The sequence below is a fragment of the Marinitoga okinawensis genome, assembly GCF_055387075.1.
The window spans coordinates 1,892,046-1,907,693 of sequence record NZ_AP042422.1 but is presented as its reverse complement, the minus strand read 5'-3'; the positions used below and the strand labels follow the sequence as shown (position 1 = coordinate 1,907,693).

At 28.1% G+C, this 15,648-nt stretch carries 19 protein-coding genes and 3 tRNA genes; 8 read left to right on the top strand and 14 right to left on the bottom strand.

Annotated elements, in window-relative coordinates:
- Positions 1–296: 296 nt before the first annotated feature.
- Genes ACZ5CK_RS09360 through ACZ5CK_RS09345 form a run of 4 tightly spaced genes read right to left on the bottom strand, consistent with a single transcriptional unit; the run spans position 297 to position 3,395 of the window.
- Positions 297–1,091 (bottom strand): ABC transporter permease, encoded by a 795-nt coding sequence (locus tag ACZ5CK_RS09360; protein WP_464581547.1) that lies wholly within the window; start codon positions 1,089–1,091, stop codon positions 297–299.
- A gap of 11 nt (positions 1,092–1,102) precedes the next feature.
- Positions 1,103–1,903 (bottom strand): ABC transporter permease subunit, encoded by an 801-nt coding sequence (locus ACZ5CK_RS09355; RefSeq protein WP_464581546.1) that lies wholly within the window; start codon positions 1,901–1,903, stop codon positions 1,103–1,105.
- Positions 1,904–1,915: 12 nt separating this feature from the next.
- Positions 1,916–2,776 (bottom strand): ABC transporter ATP-binding protein, encoded by an 861-nt coding sequence (locus ACZ5CK_RS09350; protein WP_464581545.1) that lies wholly within the window; start codon positions 2,774–2,776, stop codon positions 1,916–1,918.
- Positions 2,763–3,395: a TetR/AcrR family transcriptional regulator gene (locus tag ACZ5CK_RS09345; RefSeq protein ID WP_464581544.1), complete on the bottom strand. Its 633-nt coding sequence runs from the start codon at positions 3,393–3,395 to the stop codon at positions 2,763–2,765. The genes ACZ5CK_RS09350 and ACZ5CK_RS09345 overlap by 14 nt, the downstream gene beginning before the upstream one ends.
- Positions 3,396–3,523: 128 nt before the next feature.
- On the opposite strand from ACZ5CK_RS09345, the gene ACZ5CK_RS09340 reads away from it, so the two are divergent.
- From ACZ5CK_RS09340 to ACZ5CK_RS09325, 4 genes are all read left to right on the top strand, one after another.
- Positions 3,524–4,288, top strand: coding sequence for a hypothetical protein (locus tag ACZ5CK_RS09340; protein ID WP_464581543.1), 765 nt, complete (start codon positions 3,524–3,526; stop codon positions 4,286–4,288).
- Between the two features lie 187 nt (positions 4,289–4,475).
- A tRNA-Lys gene (locus tag ACZ5CK_RS09335) sits at positions 4,476–4,551 on the top strand.
- A gap of 21 nt (positions 4,552–4,572) precedes the next feature.
- Positions 4,573–4,659: transfer RNA gene (locus ACZ5CK_RS09330), tRNA-Leu, on the top strand.
- Positions 4,660–4,672: 13 nt separating this feature from the next.
- A tRNA-Gly gene (locus ACZ5CK_RS09325) sits at positions 4,673–4,747 on the top strand.
- 37 nt (positions 4,748–4,784) lie between these two features.
- Here ACZ5CK_RS09325 and ACZ5CK_RS09320 read toward each other — a convergent pair.
- Entirely contained in the window at positions 4,785–5,267 is a 483-nt protein-coding gene (locus ACZ5CK_RS09320; RefSeq protein WP_464581542.1) for a metallophosphoesterase, read from the bottom strand.
- Between the two features lie 141 nt (positions 5,268–5,408).
- On the opposite strand from ACZ5CK_RS09320, the gene ACZ5CK_RS09315 reads away from it, so the two are divergent.
- Entirely contained in the window at positions 5,409–6,629 is a 1,221-nt protein-coding gene (locus ACZ5CK_RS09315) for an MFS transporter (protein WP_464581541.1), read from the top strand.
- 146 nt (positions 6,630–6,775) lie between these two features.
- Positions 6,776–8,116: an FAD-dependent oxidoreductase gene (locus ACZ5CK_RS09310; RefSeq protein ID WP_464581540.1), complete on the top strand. Its 1,341-nt coding sequence runs from the start codon at positions 6,776–6,778 to the stop codon at positions 8,114–8,116.
- A 55-nt stretch (positions 8,117–8,171) separates the two neighbouring features.
- Here the strand turns inward: ACZ5CK_RS09310 and ACZ5CK_RS09305 are convergent, their stop codons facing one another.
- The 8 genes from ACZ5CK_RS09305 to ACZ5CK_RS09270 form a co-directional block, all read right to left on the bottom strand.
- The gene (locus tag ACZ5CK_RS09305) at positions 8,172–10,034 is read right to left on the bottom strand and encodes an NAD(P)/FAD-dependent oxidoreductase (RefSeq protein ID WP_464581539.1); all 1,863 of its coding nucleotides are present in this window, start codon (positions 10,032–10,034) and stop codon (positions 8,172–8,174) included.
- Between the two features lie 24 nt (positions 10,035–10,058).
- Positions 10,059–10,340, bottom strand: a complete 282-nt coding sequence (locus tag ACZ5CK_RS09300) for a 4Fe-4S binding protein (protein WP_464581538.1) — start codon at positions 10,338–10,340, stop codon at positions 10,059–10,061.
- Positions 10,341–10,360: 20 nt separating this feature from the next.
- Positions 10,361–10,693, bottom strand: a complete 333-nt coding sequence (locus tag ACZ5CK_RS09295) for a NifB/NifX family molybdenum-iron cluster-binding protein (RefSeq protein WP_464581537.1) — start codon at positions 10,691–10,693, stop codon at positions 10,361–10,363.
- 14 nt (positions 10,694–10,707) lie between these two features.
- Positions 10,708–11,052 carry a NifB/NifX family molybdenum-iron cluster-binding protein gene (locus ACZ5CK_RS09290; protein WP_464581536.1) on the bottom strand — a complete coding sequence of 115 codons (345 nt, stop codon included), beginning with the start codon at positions 11,050–11,052 and terminating at the stop codon, positions 10,708–10,710.
- 16 nt (positions 11,053–11,068) lie between these two features.
- Positions 11,069–11,941 carry an ATP-binding protein gene (locus ACZ5CK_RS09285; RefSeq protein WP_464581535.1) on the bottom strand — a complete coding sequence of 291 codons (873 nt, stop codon included), beginning with the start codon at positions 11,939–11,941 and terminating at the stop codon, positions 11,069–11,071.
- The gene (locus tag ACZ5CK_RS09280) at positions 11,938–12,786 is read right to left on the bottom strand and encodes an ATP-binding protein (protein ID WP_464581534.1); all 849 of its coding nucleotides are present in this window, start codon (positions 12,784–12,786) and stop codon (positions 11,938–11,940) included. The genes ACZ5CK_RS09285 and ACZ5CK_RS09280 overlap by 4 nt, the downstream gene beginning before the upstream one ends.
- A gap of 111 nt (positions 12,787–12,897) precedes the next feature.
- Positions 12,898–13,164 (bottom strand): DUF5320 domain-containing protein, encoded by a 267-nt coding sequence (locus ACZ5CK_RS09275; protein ID WP_464581532.1) that lies wholly within the window; start codon positions 13,162–13,164, stop codon positions 12,898–12,900.
- Positions 13,161–13,445 carry a DUF5320 domain-containing protein gene (locus tag ACZ5CK_RS09270; RefSeq protein ID WP_464581531.1) on the bottom strand — a complete coding sequence of 95 codons (285 nt, stop codon included), beginning with the start codon at positions 13,443–13,445 and terminating at the stop codon, positions 13,161–13,163. The genes ACZ5CK_RS09275 and ACZ5CK_RS09270 overlap by 4 nt, the downstream gene beginning before the upstream one ends.
- A gap of 347 nt (positions 13,446–13,792) precedes the next feature.
- On the opposite strand from ACZ5CK_RS09270, the gene ACZ5CK_RS09265 reads away from it, so the two are divergent.
- Together ACZ5CK_RS09265 and ACZ5CK_RS09260 are read left to right on the top strand one after the other, a co-directional pair.
- On the top strand, positions 13,793–14,197 hold the full coding sequence (locus tag ACZ5CK_RS09265) for a nucleotidyltransferase substrate binding protein (RefSeq protein ID WP_464581530.1): 405 nt from the start codon (positions 13,793–13,795) through the stop codon (positions 14,195–14,197).
- Positions 14,194–14,499, top strand: coding sequence for a nucleotidyltransferase family protein (locus ACZ5CK_RS09260; protein WP_464581529.1), 306 nt, complete (start codon positions 14,194–14,196; stop codon positions 14,497–14,499). The genes ACZ5CK_RS09265 and ACZ5CK_RS09260 overlap by 4 nt, the downstream gene beginning before the upstream one ends.
- A 12-nt stretch (positions 14,500–14,511) precedes the next feature.
- Here the strand turns inward: ACZ5CK_RS09260 and ACZ5CK_RS09255 are convergent, their stop codons facing one another.
- Entirely contained in the window at positions 14,512–15,648 is a 1,137-nt protein-coding gene (locus ACZ5CK_RS09255; RefSeq protein WP_464581528.1) for a DegT/DnrJ/EryC1/StrS family aminotransferase, read from the bottom strand.

Here is a 15,648-nt window from a genome sequence, read left to right as displayed (position 1 = left end):
TGTATATTATTGGAATTCAAAAATAAAACGAATGAAAACTCGAAAATTGCCTGAAAAAATTATGAATGTAGGTTTCCAAAATCACATGGATGTGATTTTGAGTGAAGCCGAGCATGGATGCGAGTCTGAACGGAAACCGAGAATGATTAATTTTTTCAGATTAGCAATCGAGCGTTTGAATGAGTTTTATTTTGATTCCAACTTTGAGGATTACGAATTTTCACTGGATGAGCAAATATTATTTTAATATTTTATTTTGTATTTTGTCTACAAACTGAAAGGTGCTATAATAGCACCTAAATTAATATATCTTCTCTTTCAAAGATTTTTTCTGCAATAATTGTAATTATAATTCCAAGGATAATAAAAAGTATAGAATTTCCTATATAAACTTTAGAGTATTTAACAGTATCTCCTAAAGGAATGTATTTAAATAATGTTAAGTTTCTTATCCATTCATATTTTTCACCAACATTTCCTAACATATCGGCAACAAACATTATTAAAAAAATACCCATTGTAGTTGATATTGTTGTAAATGAACTTTGGAATATAACAGAAAATAATATTGTTAAAGCACCAAAAAGAATTTCAATTACATATAAGTATAATGCAAATCCAGCTAATATAGAAGAATTATAATCATAATCTACATATATACTAAATAACCATAATACAGATATACAGAATATTAAAGCAAATAAAGTGTAATATATAAATAAAGCAAGTACTTTTTTCATAAATATTTTTCTTCTAGAATAAGGTTTTGTTAGTATATATTCGATGGTTTTTGATTCAAATTCACCAACAAAGACATTTGCTGCTAAAATTACAGCAAATATAGCTGCAAATATTTCCGCTATTATCATAACTTTAGCACTAAAAAAACCTTCTGGTGTAATAAAATTTTCATTAATATTGAAAAGTTTTAACATGAATTTAGGCATTGAGTTAATAAAATCTTGTAGAGATGCAGCATCTTCCATTATTACATCTACAAATGGTGCAATCATAGCAGAAAAAAATAATAAAACAATAGTCCATATTAAAAAAGGCTTGTAATTAAATTTTAATTCTTTTTTTAATAACATATCAGTTCCCCCTAAACAGTTATATCCTGTTTCTCAAAAATTTTCTGAGAAACAAAGAAAACTATAAATGCAATGATTATTATAATAAATGAATTTAATAAATATATATTTTCATTTTTTAAAGTATCTCTAATTGGAATATAATAAAATATGCTTAATTTCCTTAATAGTTCTGTATTTTTCACCCCTTCAGTAACTGTATATCCAAAATACATAAAAAATAATATTCCTAATGATATTGAATTAGTTAATTTTCTTGTTTGAATAAGTGTTGAAATTAACGTTGCTATAGTGGCAAAAAATAATTCTATAACTAAAAGATAAATGGCAAATGCAAATAAAACAGTATTACTAAACTCTCTAGCAACATATTGATTAAAAAACCAAAATTCAGTTCCCAAAAAAACTAAAAATAAAATTATTGCATTAATTAAAATAACAGAAAATTTCTGTAAAAATATTCCATTTCTGGAATATGTCTTTATTAATAAATATTCAATTGTCTTATTATCATATTCACCTGCGAATAATTTACTAGCTAACATAGATGCATATAATCCAAAGAATATGAACATAAATGTCATACCTTCTGTACCTAACATTCCTTCAGGTCTTAATAATGTTTCAGGATCCATATTAAAAGCATCAAGAAAAGTTTTTGGCATTTTTTTAAATAAACTCATAAAAGGGGAATTTTCTTCGCTAATAATATCGGATAAACTTATAAACATTAAATTAAATAAAGTAATTACAATAATCCATATAAAAAGGTTTTTTAAGTTAAACTTAAATTCTTTTTTTATTAAATTCATATCAGCACCCCCTTATTTATACAACTCTAAAAAAATATCTTCTAAAGCAGGGTTTTTAATCTCTATGTCTGAAAATTCTGTTTTTACTAAATCTTCTAAGAAATTTTTTAATTCAGTGCTTTTTACTTCAAATGTATAAGTAGTATTTTTATTTTTTAAATTTTTATATTTATTTAATTCATCAATGAATTTTAAATTATATACATTTATTATTTTTTTAGAAATATCTCTTAACCCTTCTATAGTTCCTGATTTTATAACAGTTCCATCTTTAATCATTGCAAATGTATCACATAATTTTTCTACTTCTGATAATATATGAGATGAAAATAAAATTACTGCTCCCATTTCTTTGTGTCTTTTTATTAAATCATAGAACTTTTGTTGAACTAAAGGGTCTAATCCGTTTGTAGGTTCATCTAAAATTAAATATTTAGGCTTATGAACCAAAGCTTGTAATATAGCGACTTTTTTCTTGTTCCCAAGAGATAGAGCTTTGAATTTTTTATTTACTTCAATTCCTAATAATTCAATAATTTCTTTTTCATATTCTCTATCTATCTTTTTGTAAAATGATCTATTAAATTCTAAAAATTCTGATATTTTCATATCTCCATAGAAGTTTACTTCCCCAGGAATATAACCAATATTTTTTTTAACTAAATCCACTTCATATGGCATTTTTTTACCTTCAATTAAAGCTTCGCCGCTATCAGGTTTTAAAAAACCCGTTAATATTCTTATGGTTGTTGTTTTTCCAGCACCATTTGGTCCAATTAATCCTGATATTTCTCCTTCTTTGATTTCAAACGAAACATCTTCAATTCCCCTATGTTTTCCATAATATTTTTTTAAATTGTTAATCTTTATCATTTTTCCCCCTCCTTATTCCATTTTTTATGATAAACATAAAATCATTGAGAATATTTTTAATATTTTCATAATCCATACTTTTATTATTTATCTTTATATAATCTAAAATGAAAAGAGATATTTTAGAAATTAAGAAAGACACCATTTTTAAATCAATATGTTCATATATCTCACCATTATCTTGTGCTTTTTTTAATGATGAAAAAATAAAATCTTCTCCTTGTGAAGAGTATTCTCCTGTAATTTCAGTAATAAATTTCTCATTTTCCAACATAAAATTTTGACCTATTTTTGCATATAATGGATAATCTAAAGTTAATTTAAAGCCAGCTTCAACCATTGCTTCAAATGATTCAAAAAAGTCATTTGTGTTTCTTCTTTTTATTGCATTAGATAAATATTCCATTTTTAATTTAAATATTTGATCTAAAATATATTTATATAGATCTTTTTTATCACTAAAATACTGGTAAAAACTTCCTTTTGAAATTCCGGATTTTTCTACAATTTTATTTATGCTAACTTTAGAGTATAAATTATTACTAAATTCATTAAGAGCAACATCCATTATTTTTTTTCTCTTTTCTTCAGGAAGATTAAAAAAAGTTTGTTTAGGCATTTTATCATCTCCTTATGACCACAAAGTCACATGACCTTTTTGTCATGTTATACAACAAATATATTACGAAAACATAAATTAATGTTTTTATGATAAAATTAAATAAAATTTAAAAGGAGGAGAGATATATGAAGAAATTCATTATGGGGATTATATTGATAATTTCAATATTCTCATTTTCGGAAGATTTGATAAACCAGATAACGCATGAGGAATATTCAAAAATAGCTTCTGTTTTATCCAATGATATATTAAACACAGTTAAAGGAAATATTGTTATAAATATAACCAATGAAGCTTCAGCATTGAGATATTATGAGGATTATAAAAATGAATATTCAGGATCAACGACGTCAATAATAGCAGAGAAAAGTGTTCCATTATTAAAATACTCTCCTACAGCTTTTTTGTTTTTTGCATTTTCTACTTTTGATATTGTAAAAAACTTAAATTCAGATATTCTATATTACTCATTAATGTTTCCACTTGGGATGGATTTTTATTTTCTCACAAATCCAATCTCTATTTCCAGTAAAAATAAATATATTGATCTAATTCTCTTAAAAAATCTTGTAGAAAAAAACTTAATTAATAAGAAAAATTCAATTATTTTGTCAAAAAAATCGAATATGAATGATTATATAATTAACATCTATGTTCATAATATAACTCAAAAAATTATTACAAATAATTCTGGTATATCTTTTTCGAAAAAATATACTATAAGTTATGTGCTAACAATGGAAATTTTAAATAAAAATAATCAAAAAATATTTCAAAAATCTTATTCAAACTATGAAATAATTAAAGATGAAGAAAAACTTAATGTTCTTGGATTTTTTGGGGATTTAGCTTTATTCGGAACAGGGTTAATACTTTTATTTAATAAATGAGTAAATGTAAAAACTTTTTTTATTATTGCAATTATCCAAACCAACTAATAATAAATTACTATTTTTACCTATTTTATTTAGATTAAATATATCGAAAAAGAAAGTTTTTATTCTCTTAAATAAAAAAGTCTTTTCTTAACTTGACAAATGAAAAAAAATAATATATAATAATACACGGATTGAGCGTGACCCGCTAGCTCAGGCGGTAGAGCACTTGACTTTTAATCAAGGGGCCCTGGGTTCGAGTCCCAGGCGGGTCACCAGTTTTTTATATCTCTGCCATCGCGCGAGTGGCGGAATTGGCAGACGCGCTGGACTTAGAATCCAGTGGGATTTTACCCGTGTGGGTTCAAGTCCCACCTCGCGCACCAACCTACTATGCATGCGGAAATAGCTCAGTGGTAGAGCACCTGCTTGCCAAGCAGGGGGTCGCGGGTTCGAATCCCGTTTTCCGCTCCATAAAAAATTTAAGCTCCCATATTTGGGAGCTTTTTGTTTATATTTTCATTATATTTACTTCTTTATCAGCAGGGTCAATTAATGCAACAGTTGCTATTCCTGTAAGCCATCCTGAACCTTCTCCAGGATTTACAACAATAGTAGTTCCATTTTCATTCTTTCTGCTTACTATTTCATGAGTGTGTCCAAAAAACACAAAATCATATAGTCCACTTTTTTCAGCGGCATTTAAAGCATATGGTTCATGCATCATTAAAATCTTATATCCATTGATATTTAATTCTCGTGGACCAGGCAATATTCTTTTATTTGATTTTTCGCTTAATAATAATTTTTCGCCATCATTATTGCCAAAAACACCATAAAAGTCTATACTATCTTTAATTATATATGGTAATACAAATGGGGCAACAAAATCACCACAATGAAAAACTGCTGTAATATTTTCTCTTTCAATAATTTTCTCAATTTCTTTCATTTTATGCATATTATCATGTGTATCGGAAATTAATAACCACATTATCCCACCTCCACTTTAATTATATCATATAAAAATAAATTTTGTTTTTTTATATCCAAATTGTTTTTGAAAATTCCAATATTGATTTATTTATGTTATAATATAATAAAAATTAGCTTAGCTAATAAATGGGAGGTAAGTATGAAAAACGTAAAAAGAAATTTTTATGCTTTTATTTGGCATGCCGTATTTTTAGCTATTGCAAGTTCTTTTATTGAAATGAATACAGTAATACCTTCTTTGATTTTAAAAGCAGGTGGTGGAGAAATTGTTCTTGGAATTGTTACTGCCATAAATGTAGGAATTCCTTTATTAGCTCAATTATTATTTGCCAGTTTTCTTGTTTCAAAAAAACGAAAAAAACCGTATTTATTAACTGGAATATATTTAAGGATTTTTTCATTATTGGCTATAGGATTAATTTTAACTTCTCATTTTTCAAATACATTATTGCTAACAATAATTATTATAATTATATCTATTTTTTCCTTTAGTGGAGTTTTTGCAGGAGTAAGTTATACTGACTTATTAGGAAAATCCATACCTAAAGACATTCAAAGAAAGTTTATGAGTACAAGACAAATTTCCAGAAGTTCATTTGCATTATTAAGTGCATTTTTAGCAAAATATATTTTGAATGCTTTAAAGTATCCAAAAAATTATTCAACTATGTTTTTAATTGCATCTTTTTCTTTATTTATAGCTTCACTTGGTTTTTGGGCTATTAAAGAAAAAGAAATAGAAGCAACAAAAAAATTTCCGTCTTTTTGGGAAATAATAAAAAATATACCTTCTATTTTATCTAAAGATAGAAACTTGCTAAATTATGTTATATTTAGTAATCTTACAGGGTTTGGCTTAATAATAATTCCCTTTTATATTTTATTAGCAAAAGAATCATTTCCCGCTGCTAATAAAATGGTTGGTAATTTCTTGCTATTACAAATGATAGGTATAGTTTTAGCAAGTTTTTTTTGGAGGAAAATATTGCATGGGAAAGGATATAAAAAAGTTCTATTATATTGCACTATTATCGGTAGCATTTTACCATTTTTAGCATTGTTTTTAAGTCATACCACTCCTATAATATATGCCTTGATATTTTTTGTTACAGGTTTTACTCTTAGTGCAAGACAAATGTGTTTTGAAGGCGTATTAATTGAAATTAGTACAAATGAAAATAGAGCATTATATGTAGGGATTTCCGGAGCTTTAAATATAGTAACTGCAATACTTCCATTAATCATTGGGACTGTAATAAAGTTTACAGGTTTTACAATAGTTTTGAGTTTGGTTAGTATAATGATTTTAACAAGTATTATATTTTTAAATAAAATAAATCTTAGTAGTTTAGAAATTTAGAAATTTCTAATTCTCTAATTTTATTAATAAAAAATTAATGAAAATAACATATCTGTTTTAGAAATATATATGTGAAATATGGTATAATATAGATGGAGAAGTTAATTATAAAATTCACGTGAAATTTATAACATGGAGGTGTTATTATGAAATATGATATTATTGTTATTGGTGGTAGTGCTGCTGGATTAATTGCTGCAATGACATCAAGAAAGTTATATAAAGATAAAAAAATATTAGTTGTAAAAAAATTGGAGAAAGAATTGGTTCCATGTGGAATTCCATATATATTTCACACATTAGGTGCTGTTGAAAAAGACTATATGGGAATAGAAGAGAAATTTAAGGCAAACAATGTCGATGTATTAATTGATGAAGTGGTTGATGGGAATGTTCAAGAAAAGAAAATAGTAACAAAAAGTGGAAAAGAATTTGAATATGAAAAATTAGTCATAGCAACAGGATCAACACCATTTGTTATACCAATTCCAGGGCATAATTTAGAAAATGTATATACTATACCAAAAAATTACAAGTATTTAGGAACTGTCCAAGAAAAGATTAAAAATAGTGAGAATATCGTGATTATAGGCGGTGGGTTTATTGGAGTAGAAGTCGCCGATGAAATAAAAAAATCCGGAAAAAATGTAACATTAATAGAAGCAAGAGACTACTTATTACCTGCTTCATTTGATGCAGATTTTGGTGAAATAGCAAAAAAAGAAATTGAAAGTGATAATGTAAAGGTATTAGTAAGTACAAAAGTTAAAGAAATTGCGGGAAATGGAAAAGTTGAAGAAGTTATTTTAGAAAATGGTGAAGAGTTGCCAGCTGATATAGTAATTATGGCAACTGGTTATAAGCCAAATACAGAATTAGCTAAAAAAATGGGAATAAAAGTTACAGAATGGGGATTTATAGAAACAGATGATTATATGAGAACATCAGTGAAAGATGTATTTGCTGCTGGTGATTGTGTACAACATAAAGATTATTTTACTGGAAAACCTTCCAGATTAATGCTCGCATCCGCAGCAGTTTTTGATGCAAGAATTGCAGCTTCAAATTTATACAAATTAAAATTATTGAGAACAAATAAAGGATCATTAAATGCTTATTCAACTATGATTGGCGGAAAAGCATTTGCGGCTGCTGGTATAACTGAAGCGGTTGCTAAAGCTGAAGGTTTTGATATTGTAATTGGTAAAGCAGAAGTAGTTGATAGACATCCTGGGAAATTTGCTGATGCTTCTAAAATCACAATGAAATTAATTTTCTCAAAAGAATGCGGTTTATTGTTAGGTGCTCAAATTGTTGGAGGAAAGAGTGTTGGAGAAATAATAAATATTATCAGTTTAGCTATTCAAAAAGAAGTTAATGTAAAAGATTTACTTACAATGCAAATTGGAACGCATCCATTGTTAACAGCTGCACCAACTGTATATCCTCTTGCAGTAGCTGCAGAGCAGGCTCTAGCACAAATGTAATGACAATTAATAATAAAATACCCCGGTAGATCATTATCTGCTGGGGTATTATTTATTATATCTTTTCTGCTAATTCTAATGCTTCTTGAGTAGCATCTATTATTTGTCCTACTTTCATAGCGTCTCCAATTAAATAAACATTATCAAATTCATTTTTTAATTTTTCATACAAATCATTTTCAGATTTGGTTCCTGTAGTTATAACAATATCATCAAATTCTCCAAGAGATTCAGTTTCTTCCATATTTTGTACAATAACTTCTTTTCCCTTTATTTCTTTTACTAATGTATTTGTATAAATACTAATTTTGGAAGCATAATTTTTTTGGAATAATTTGCTTGCAACAATTTCCATACCTCTTCCAACTGAATCTAAAGCTTCAACTACTGTCACTTTCTTATTTTCTTTAACTAATGCTTCAGCCACTTCTAAACCTATTAATCCACCACCTATAATTAATACACTTTCACCATTAACCTTTTTACCCTCAAAGAAATCAAAACCGGTAATATAGTTTTCCAATCCTTTTATAGGAGGAACAAATGGTTTAGCTCCAGTAGCTACAATGATTGCGTCAAATTTTTCATTTTTAAAAGTATTTTCATTAACTTCAGTATTTAATTTTATATTTAAAGATTTTTTTGCTTTTCTAATTAAATCATCTAATGTATCTTTCATAGATAGTTTACCAGGTGATTTATAAGCTAATACCCATTGACCACCTAAATAATCGTTCTTTTCAAATACTGTTACATCATACCCTTTTTTCTTTAAATATAATCCCGCAAATAATCCAGCAGGTCCGCCACCAACAATAGCAACTTTCTTCTTTTCAGCTGTTTTTACAACAAATTCTTTATGAATTTCTGGGTTGGCAATACATCCAATAGGTTTTCCAGCCTTAACATTACCAAGACAGCCTTGCAAACAGCTTCCACATCTTAAATAATCATCTGAATTAGATAATATTTTGTTTGGAAAGTCAGGATCTATAATCAATTGCCTTCCGAAAACTACTCCATCCACAACTTTTTCTTCAACTAAATATTTATACCTTTCATTTTTATGCATTCTACCAACAGCTATAATAGGTAATGAGGTTAAATCTCTTATTTCTCTTAATTTGTTATCCATAACTTCTAATGGTAATGACATATGATTATAATACCAAGGAGCAGAATCACATGCATTACCCCAACCAACATGAATAAGCGATATATCAAATTCTTCAGCTAATGCAAATATTTTTGATAAATCTTCATTGGTAATCCCATTTTCTACAAATTCATTTCCTGAAATTCTAATAGAAATTGGAATATTTACAGCATCTTTTAGAGCTAATAATAATTCTTTTGCAAATTTAAATTTATCTTTTCCATATTCATCTGTTCTTTGATTTGATCTTTTAGAATAGAATTGATGAACAATATAACCGTGACCAAATTGAATTTCAATACCATCAGCACCGGCTTTTTGTGCTCTTAAAGCATTTTCTTTAAATGCATAAATTATCTCTTCTATCTGATAATGTGTTAATTCCTTTGGAGTTTTACCGGTGGAAGGGCAGGAAATAGCGGAAGGAGCTAAAACTTCCCCTGATGTTTTCGGATTAGCAGCTCTTCCAGCATGATTTAAATGAACAATAAGTTTTGTATCATATTTGTGTAATGTATCCACTAATTTTTTTAATCCATCAATATGTTCATCTGTGTTCAACATAGTTTGTTTTGGATGTTCTTTACCAGAAGGTAATACAGAAATTGGCTCTAAAATAATTGTGCCAACTCCCCCTTTTGCTTTTCTTTCATAATATTTAATTTGTTCTTCAGTGATAAATCCTGTTTTGGGGGTGGCTAAAGCGGTTTTTACAGGAGCCATAAAAATATGATTTTTCGTTTCAAATTTTCCAAATTTCAAGAAAAATCACCCCTTTTTAGTTTTTTAATATCCCCTATTTCTTCCTAAACCTCTACCCATTCCACGGCCCATGCCTCTACCCATTCCTGTTCCATGACCTCTACCCATTCCACGCATAGATGGATTTTCAGAATTTGGTCTTATAGCATTTTTAGGACATTTTTCCATACATAAGCCGCATCTTGTACATATATCATTATTTATATATGGATAACCATCATTTTTAAGTGTTATTGCACCTTCAACAGGACAAACGTTTACACATATCTTACATTTTACACATTCACTTTCTTTTACCCATGGCATATTATCACCTCCTTGGAAAGTTATTCTACTTCCCCTGCTAACATAAATCTTACTTCTTCCAAAGCATCATCAACAGTTTTACTTTCAACTATTAAAGGTTTATAACCCAATTTATCTAATTTAATCATTGAACCTTTCCCCATAGAATTACCTACCCATACTTTACAATGTCCTAAAAATTCTAAGATTTCCTCAACCTTTGCATGCATATGTGTTTCAGCATAAGGATTTTTTATTTCTTCAACTTTAGTGAAGTTTTCTCCATCATAATCGTATACAACATATATATTGGAATGGCCAAAATGTTCGTCATTTATTTCTTTACCATCTATAGTGCCAAATGCTATTTTCATAATACTTTCACCCCTTAATGAGTTGCATTTTCAACTTTTTCTAATTTACCATTTTTATAATTTTCAATAATATTTGCCAATGTATCTTTTTTTGTTAAATATACTTCAATTCCTGCAGCGTTTAATACTTCAAAAGCATTTTTACCCACGCTTTCTAAAACTAAAACATTTACACCCTTTTCTGCTAACATTTGGGAAACCTTTGGACCCATTCCATGAGCATCATTTGCAGTATTCTCTATTATTTCTGCAATTTCTTCTTTATCTAAATCATAAATAACAAAAAGTTCTGCTCTTGCAAATCTGTCATTACTTAAAGAGTCTAAAGTTTTTCCCTGTGATGGTATTGCTAATTTCATACTAACACCTCCAAATTTATTTTAGTTTTTCCATTACTTTTTCAAATATTTCTTTTATAGCTTTTGCAGCTATACTATCCTCATAATTAACAATTGGATTTATTTCAAGATTAGATTTTTCAACTGTTTCATCAAAGGGAATTTCTCCTAAAATTTCAATATTATCGCTTATACAATAATTTATTATTTCTTTACTTACAACAGGATTTAAATCATATTTGTTTATAACAACACCAAATGGTCTTTTGAAATATCTAACTGTTTCAATTATTCTTTTTAAATCATGTAATCCAGAAGAAGTAGGTTCTGTTACTATAACCACATAATCTGTTGCTGTTATAGACGATGTAGCAGGGCATCCTATTCCAGGAGCACCATCAATTAATACTATATCTTTACCTTTTTCTTGAGCTTTTTTCATAGCTAATTTTCTTACTTCTGCAACCAATCCACCAGATGTTTCCTCACCAGGATTTAAGTTAGCATGAACGATATCTTTCTCATCATTCACAGAAGAATAATAATATTCTCCAGATAATGCTGTTTCTAATCTGATAGCATCTTGAGGACAAGCAATTACGCATGCGTTACAACCTTCACAGGCATATGTATCTACATCATATACACCATTTTCAAAGGTGATAGCTTCAAATCTACAAATATTTTTACAAATTCCACATTTATCACATTTATTTTGATCAATTATAGCTTTTTTCCCACCATAATACTCGTATTTCTCTTTTAATTCACCGTTGAACATAAGATTGAGGTTTGCAGCATCAACATCACAATCAGCAAGAACAGCATTATTTAATAATGCACCAAACGAAGAGCTTAACGTTGTTTTACCCGTTCCACCTTTTCCACTAACTATAGCTAATTGTTTCATTTAATCATCCCCTTTATTGTATCGAAGACATTATTGAATTTTTCTTCCCATTCTGGCAAATGTTCTGCAAATATTTTTCCTTCAGAATACAATTTAGCAATATTTCTATCAAATGGAATTCTCAATAATATAGGAACATTTTCTTTTTCTGCATATTCATCAATCATATTTGTTTTGCCAGTATCTCTATTGACTATAATTCCAGCAGGGATTTTCATTTCTTTTACCAAATCTACAGCTAATGAAAGATCATGTAATCCAAATGTAGTTGGTTCTGTAACTAAAATTGCGAAATCTGCATTTCTTAGGCTCTCAACAACAGGACATGATGTTCCTGGTTGAGAATCTATTAATATTACATCAGCATGTTCATCGATATGTGTCTTTAATTGTCTTATTATTCTAACTCCAGATGGTTCTCCTATATTCAATAAACCCATCCCAAATTTTAAATTATCATTTATTTTACCTAAACTTATTTTTCCAAGACTTTTAGGTTTTTCTGTAATAGCATCAACAGGACATACCATAGCACAAGCACCGCAACCATGACATAAACTTTCAAAAACCATAGTTCCAGTTGGAAAAACAGAAATTGCACCGAATTGACATGCTTTTGCACATTCACCACATTTTATACAAGCATCATTATCTACTACAGGTAATAGCATATCAACACTTTCTTCTTTTTCAAAATTTATATTAAAAAATAAATGATCATTAGGTTCTTCAACATCAACATCTAATAATTGAACATTGTATTTTTTAGAAAGAGCATAAGCTAAATTAGTAGAAACGGTTGTTTTACCCGTTCCACCTTTTCCGCTCAATATTGTAATTCTCATATTCAGCCTCCTATTTTTAAATTATCATATATATTATATCACTATATATACATAAATTATATATAATTTATATTAAAGAGGGTTGAAAAACAACCCTCTTTAAATATTTATTTACCACCAACCTCTACCAAATCCTGCTCCGCGACCTCTTCCAAAGCCAAAACCTCTACCAAAACCTCTTCCATATCCAGCCCCATATCCATAATATCCTCTACCAAAACCTCTTCTTAATCCATAGAAAGCGTTTGTGAATGGTCTGAACCAACCATATCTTGGAGCAACAGGTGCAGCAACATAATTTGGGTTGGAACATGGTCCCATTCTTCTTCCTACTGGGCCTGTACCCATTGGTCCTGTACCATCAAATCCTGGCATCATCTGTCACCTCCTTGAGAATATTTATCAATATCTCTTAATCGTTCTTCCACAAAATGTAACTCTTCTTCAAGATATCTCTTATAATCTAATAGCATAGCCTTTTCTTCTTCTATTGATGGTCTATAATAATCATCATATTCTGCATCATATCCGAATCCTCTTCCATAACCTCTACCGAATCCAGCCCCATATCCAAAACCTCTTCCCATACCTCTACCAAAACCTCTACCGCGACCCATTCCTCTTCCATAACCGTATCCATAATCATCATAATATGCCATGTCACTCACCTCCTATATGTATTATATATATACTGTTCATTTTTATTATATATCTTTTACATATATCTGTCAACTATTTTTGTTGAATTTAATGTTAAAAATAAGAGAAATTTTATCTGTTATAATACAATTAAAGAACTATTTTTCTGGTATAATAATATATATTGAAGGCTATTGATAATGTATTTTAAAAAAAATAATACGAGAGAATCCTTGAAAATCCTCGAAAATATGAATTTTCGAGGATTTAGAATTTTCACCTGGTGAAGATCATTATTTTATAATTTTTCGTATGAGTGAATATTATTTCTGATATAGATATATTAAACTATAAAGGAGAGATTTTAATGAATAAAAAAGATATTCGATGGAAACAGAGATTTCAAAATTTTGAAAAATCATATAAGTTATTAAAAAAATATATCAATATGGAAAATATGGATGAATTAGATAGAGCAGGTATTATACAATTTTTTGAAATGTCTTTTGAATTATCATGGAAGGTATTAAAAGACTTTTTGGAGTATAACGGATATCTTGTAAAAAGTCCAAGAGAAGCTATAAAACTTGCATTTCAACTTGAATTTATAGATAATGGTGAATACTGGCTCAAGACTTTAGAAGATAGAAATTTGACAGTATATACTTATGATGAAAATACTGCAATGGAAATAGTGAAAAATATTAAAGAAATATACTTACCAGAGTTAGATAAATTTTATGAAAACATGTTGAAGGAGTTAAAGAAATGAAATTTGGTTTAAAAGAAGAACATTTAAAAATTATTATAGATTATATAAAAGCTATTCCAGAAATAGAAGAGGTTTTAATTTTTGGAAGCAGAGCTATAGGAAATTATAAGAAAGGATCTGATATAGATCTTGCTATTAAAGGAAAAAAAATCACACGTGATTTACTATTAAAAATTAGTTTTTATTTAAATGAAGAGATATATTTGCCTTATTTTTTTGATATAGTTGATTATAATAAAATAGATAATCCAGATTTAAAAAAACATATTGATACTCATGGAATAGTGCTATATAAAAAGTAGATAGTCATCTACCTACTTTTTATAATATTCATATATTGATTTTACAACATATTCTATTTCATAATCTCTTAATTCTGGGAATATAGGTAATGCTAAAGTTGATTTTGTAGCTTTTTCTGTTACTGGTAAATCTCCCTCCTTATATCCCAAATATTCAAAGCACTTTTGTTGGTGTAAACCTTTTGGATAATAAATCGATGTACCTATTTCTTTTTTAGTTAAAAATTCCCTTAATTCATCTCTATTTCCTTTTTTTAATGTAATAACGTATTGATGATATACATGTGATTTATCTTCAAAAACTTCAGGATAATCAATATAATCTGTTAAATTATATTTTTTAAACAATTCATCATATTTTTTTGCAACATTAATTCTGTTTTCTATATATTCATTAAGATGTTTTAATTTAATTCTAAGTATTGCAGCTTGAACTTCATCAAGTCTTGAATTAAAACCCACTTCGTCATGATAATATTTTTTTGCAGCTCCATGTACTCTTAACTTTCTTATTCTGTTAGCTAAATCCTCATTATTAGTGAAAACCATACCTCCATCGCCATATCCACCAAGATTTTTTGTTGGAAAGAAAGAGGTAATACTTAAATCACCAACAGAAAAAGCATTTTTACCATTCCATTTTGAGCCAATAGATTGAGCACCGTCTTCTATAATATATACTCCATATTTTTCTTTAAAATATTGAAGTCTATCTAAATTTATGGTTTTTCCAAATAAATGAACAGGTATAATAGCCTTTATCTTATCTTTTTCTGGATGATTTTTTAATATTTCTTCAACCTTATCAAGGTCAAGATTATAATATTTTTCTTCAACATCAACAAATATAGGAGTTGCACCGTTTCTAGTTATACAACTGGCTGTAGCAAAAAATGTATATGGAGTTGTAATCACATAATCTCCCTTTCTTATATTCAAAGCCCTAACAGATAAAAATAAAGCATCAGAACCATTTGCTACTCCTATAGCATAAATTGTTCCTACATAATTAGCCAGTTCTTCTTCTAATGTTTTAACATGAGGGCCTAAAATCACTTTTCCTGTTTTAAATATATTATCTAAAGTATTTAAAACTTCATCTCTAAAAGATTCATATTGCCTTGTCATGTCAAATAAAGGTATTTTCAT

Coding starts and splice junctions, on each gene's coding strand:
- ACZ5CK_RS09310 (WP_464581540.1), top strand. CDS start 6,776: ATGAAATATGATATTATTGTTATTGGTGGTAGTGCTGCTGGATTAATT.
- ACZ5CK_RS09355 (WP_464581546.1), bottom strand. CDS start 1,903: ATGAATTTAATAAAAAAAGAATTTAAGTTTAACTTAAAAAACCTTTTT.
- ACZ5CK_RS09260 (WP_464581529.1), top strand. CDS start 14,194: ATGAAATTTGGTTTAAAAGAAGAACATTTAAAAATTATTATAGATTAT.
- ACZ5CK_RS09285 (WP_464581535.1), bottom strand. CDS start 11,941: ATGAAACAATTAGCTATAGTTAGTGGAAAAGGTGGAACGGGTAAAACA.
- ACZ5CK_RS09265 (WP_464581530.1), top strand. CDS start 13,793: ATGAATAAAAAAGATATTCGATGGAAACAGAGATTTCAAAATTTTGAA.
- ACZ5CK_RS09315 (WP_464581541.1), top strand. CDS start 5,409: ATGAAAAACGTAAAAAGAAATTTTTATGCTTTTATTTGGCATGCCGTA.
- ACZ5CK_RS09280 (WP_464581534.1), bottom strand. CDS start 12,786: ATGAGAATTACAATATTGAGCGGAAAAGGTGGAACGGGTAAAACAACC.
- ACZ5CK_RS09255 (WP_464581528.1), bottom strand. CDS start 15,648: ATGAAAATACCTTTATTTGACATGACAAGGCAATATGAATCTTTTAGA.
- ACZ5CK_RS09340 (WP_464581543.1), top strand. CDS start 3,524: ATGAAGAAATTCATTATGGGGATTATATTGATAATTTCAATATTCTCA.
- ACZ5CK_RS09360 (WP_464581547.1), bottom strand. CDS start 1,091: ATGTTATTAAAAAAAGAATTAAAATTTAATTACAAGCCTTTTTTAATA.
- ACZ5CK_RS09290 (WP_464581536.1), bottom strand. CDS start 11,052: ATGAAATTAGCAATACCATCACAGGGAAAAACTTTAGACTCTTTAAGT.
- ACZ5CK_RS09275 (WP_464581532.1), bottom strand. CDS start 13,164: ATGATGCCAGGATTTGATGGTACAGGACCAATGGGTACAGGCCCAGTA.
- ACZ5CK_RS09350 (WP_464581545.1), bottom strand. CDS start 2,776: ATGATAAAGATTAACAATTTAAAAAAATATTATGGAAAACATAGGGGA.
- ACZ5CK_RS09295 (WP_464581537.1), bottom strand. CDS start 10,693: ATGAAAATAGCATTTGGCACTATAGATGGTAAAGAAATAAATGACGAA.
- ACZ5CK_RS09300 (WP_464581538.1), bottom strand. CDS start 10,340: ATGCCATGGGTAAAAGAAAGTGAATGTGTAAAATGTAAGATATGTGTA.
- ACZ5CK_RS09345 (WP_464581544.1), bottom strand. CDS start 3,395: ATGCCTAAACAAACTTTTTTTAATCTTCCTGAAGAAAAGAGAAAAAAA.
- ACZ5CK_RS09270 (WP_464581531.1), bottom strand. CDS start 13,445: ATGGCATATTATGATGATTATGGATACGGTTATGGAAGAGGAATGGGT.
- ACZ5CK_RS09320 (WP_464581542.1), bottom strand. CDS start 5,267: ATGTGGTTATTAATTTCCGATACACATGATAATATGCATAAAATGAAA.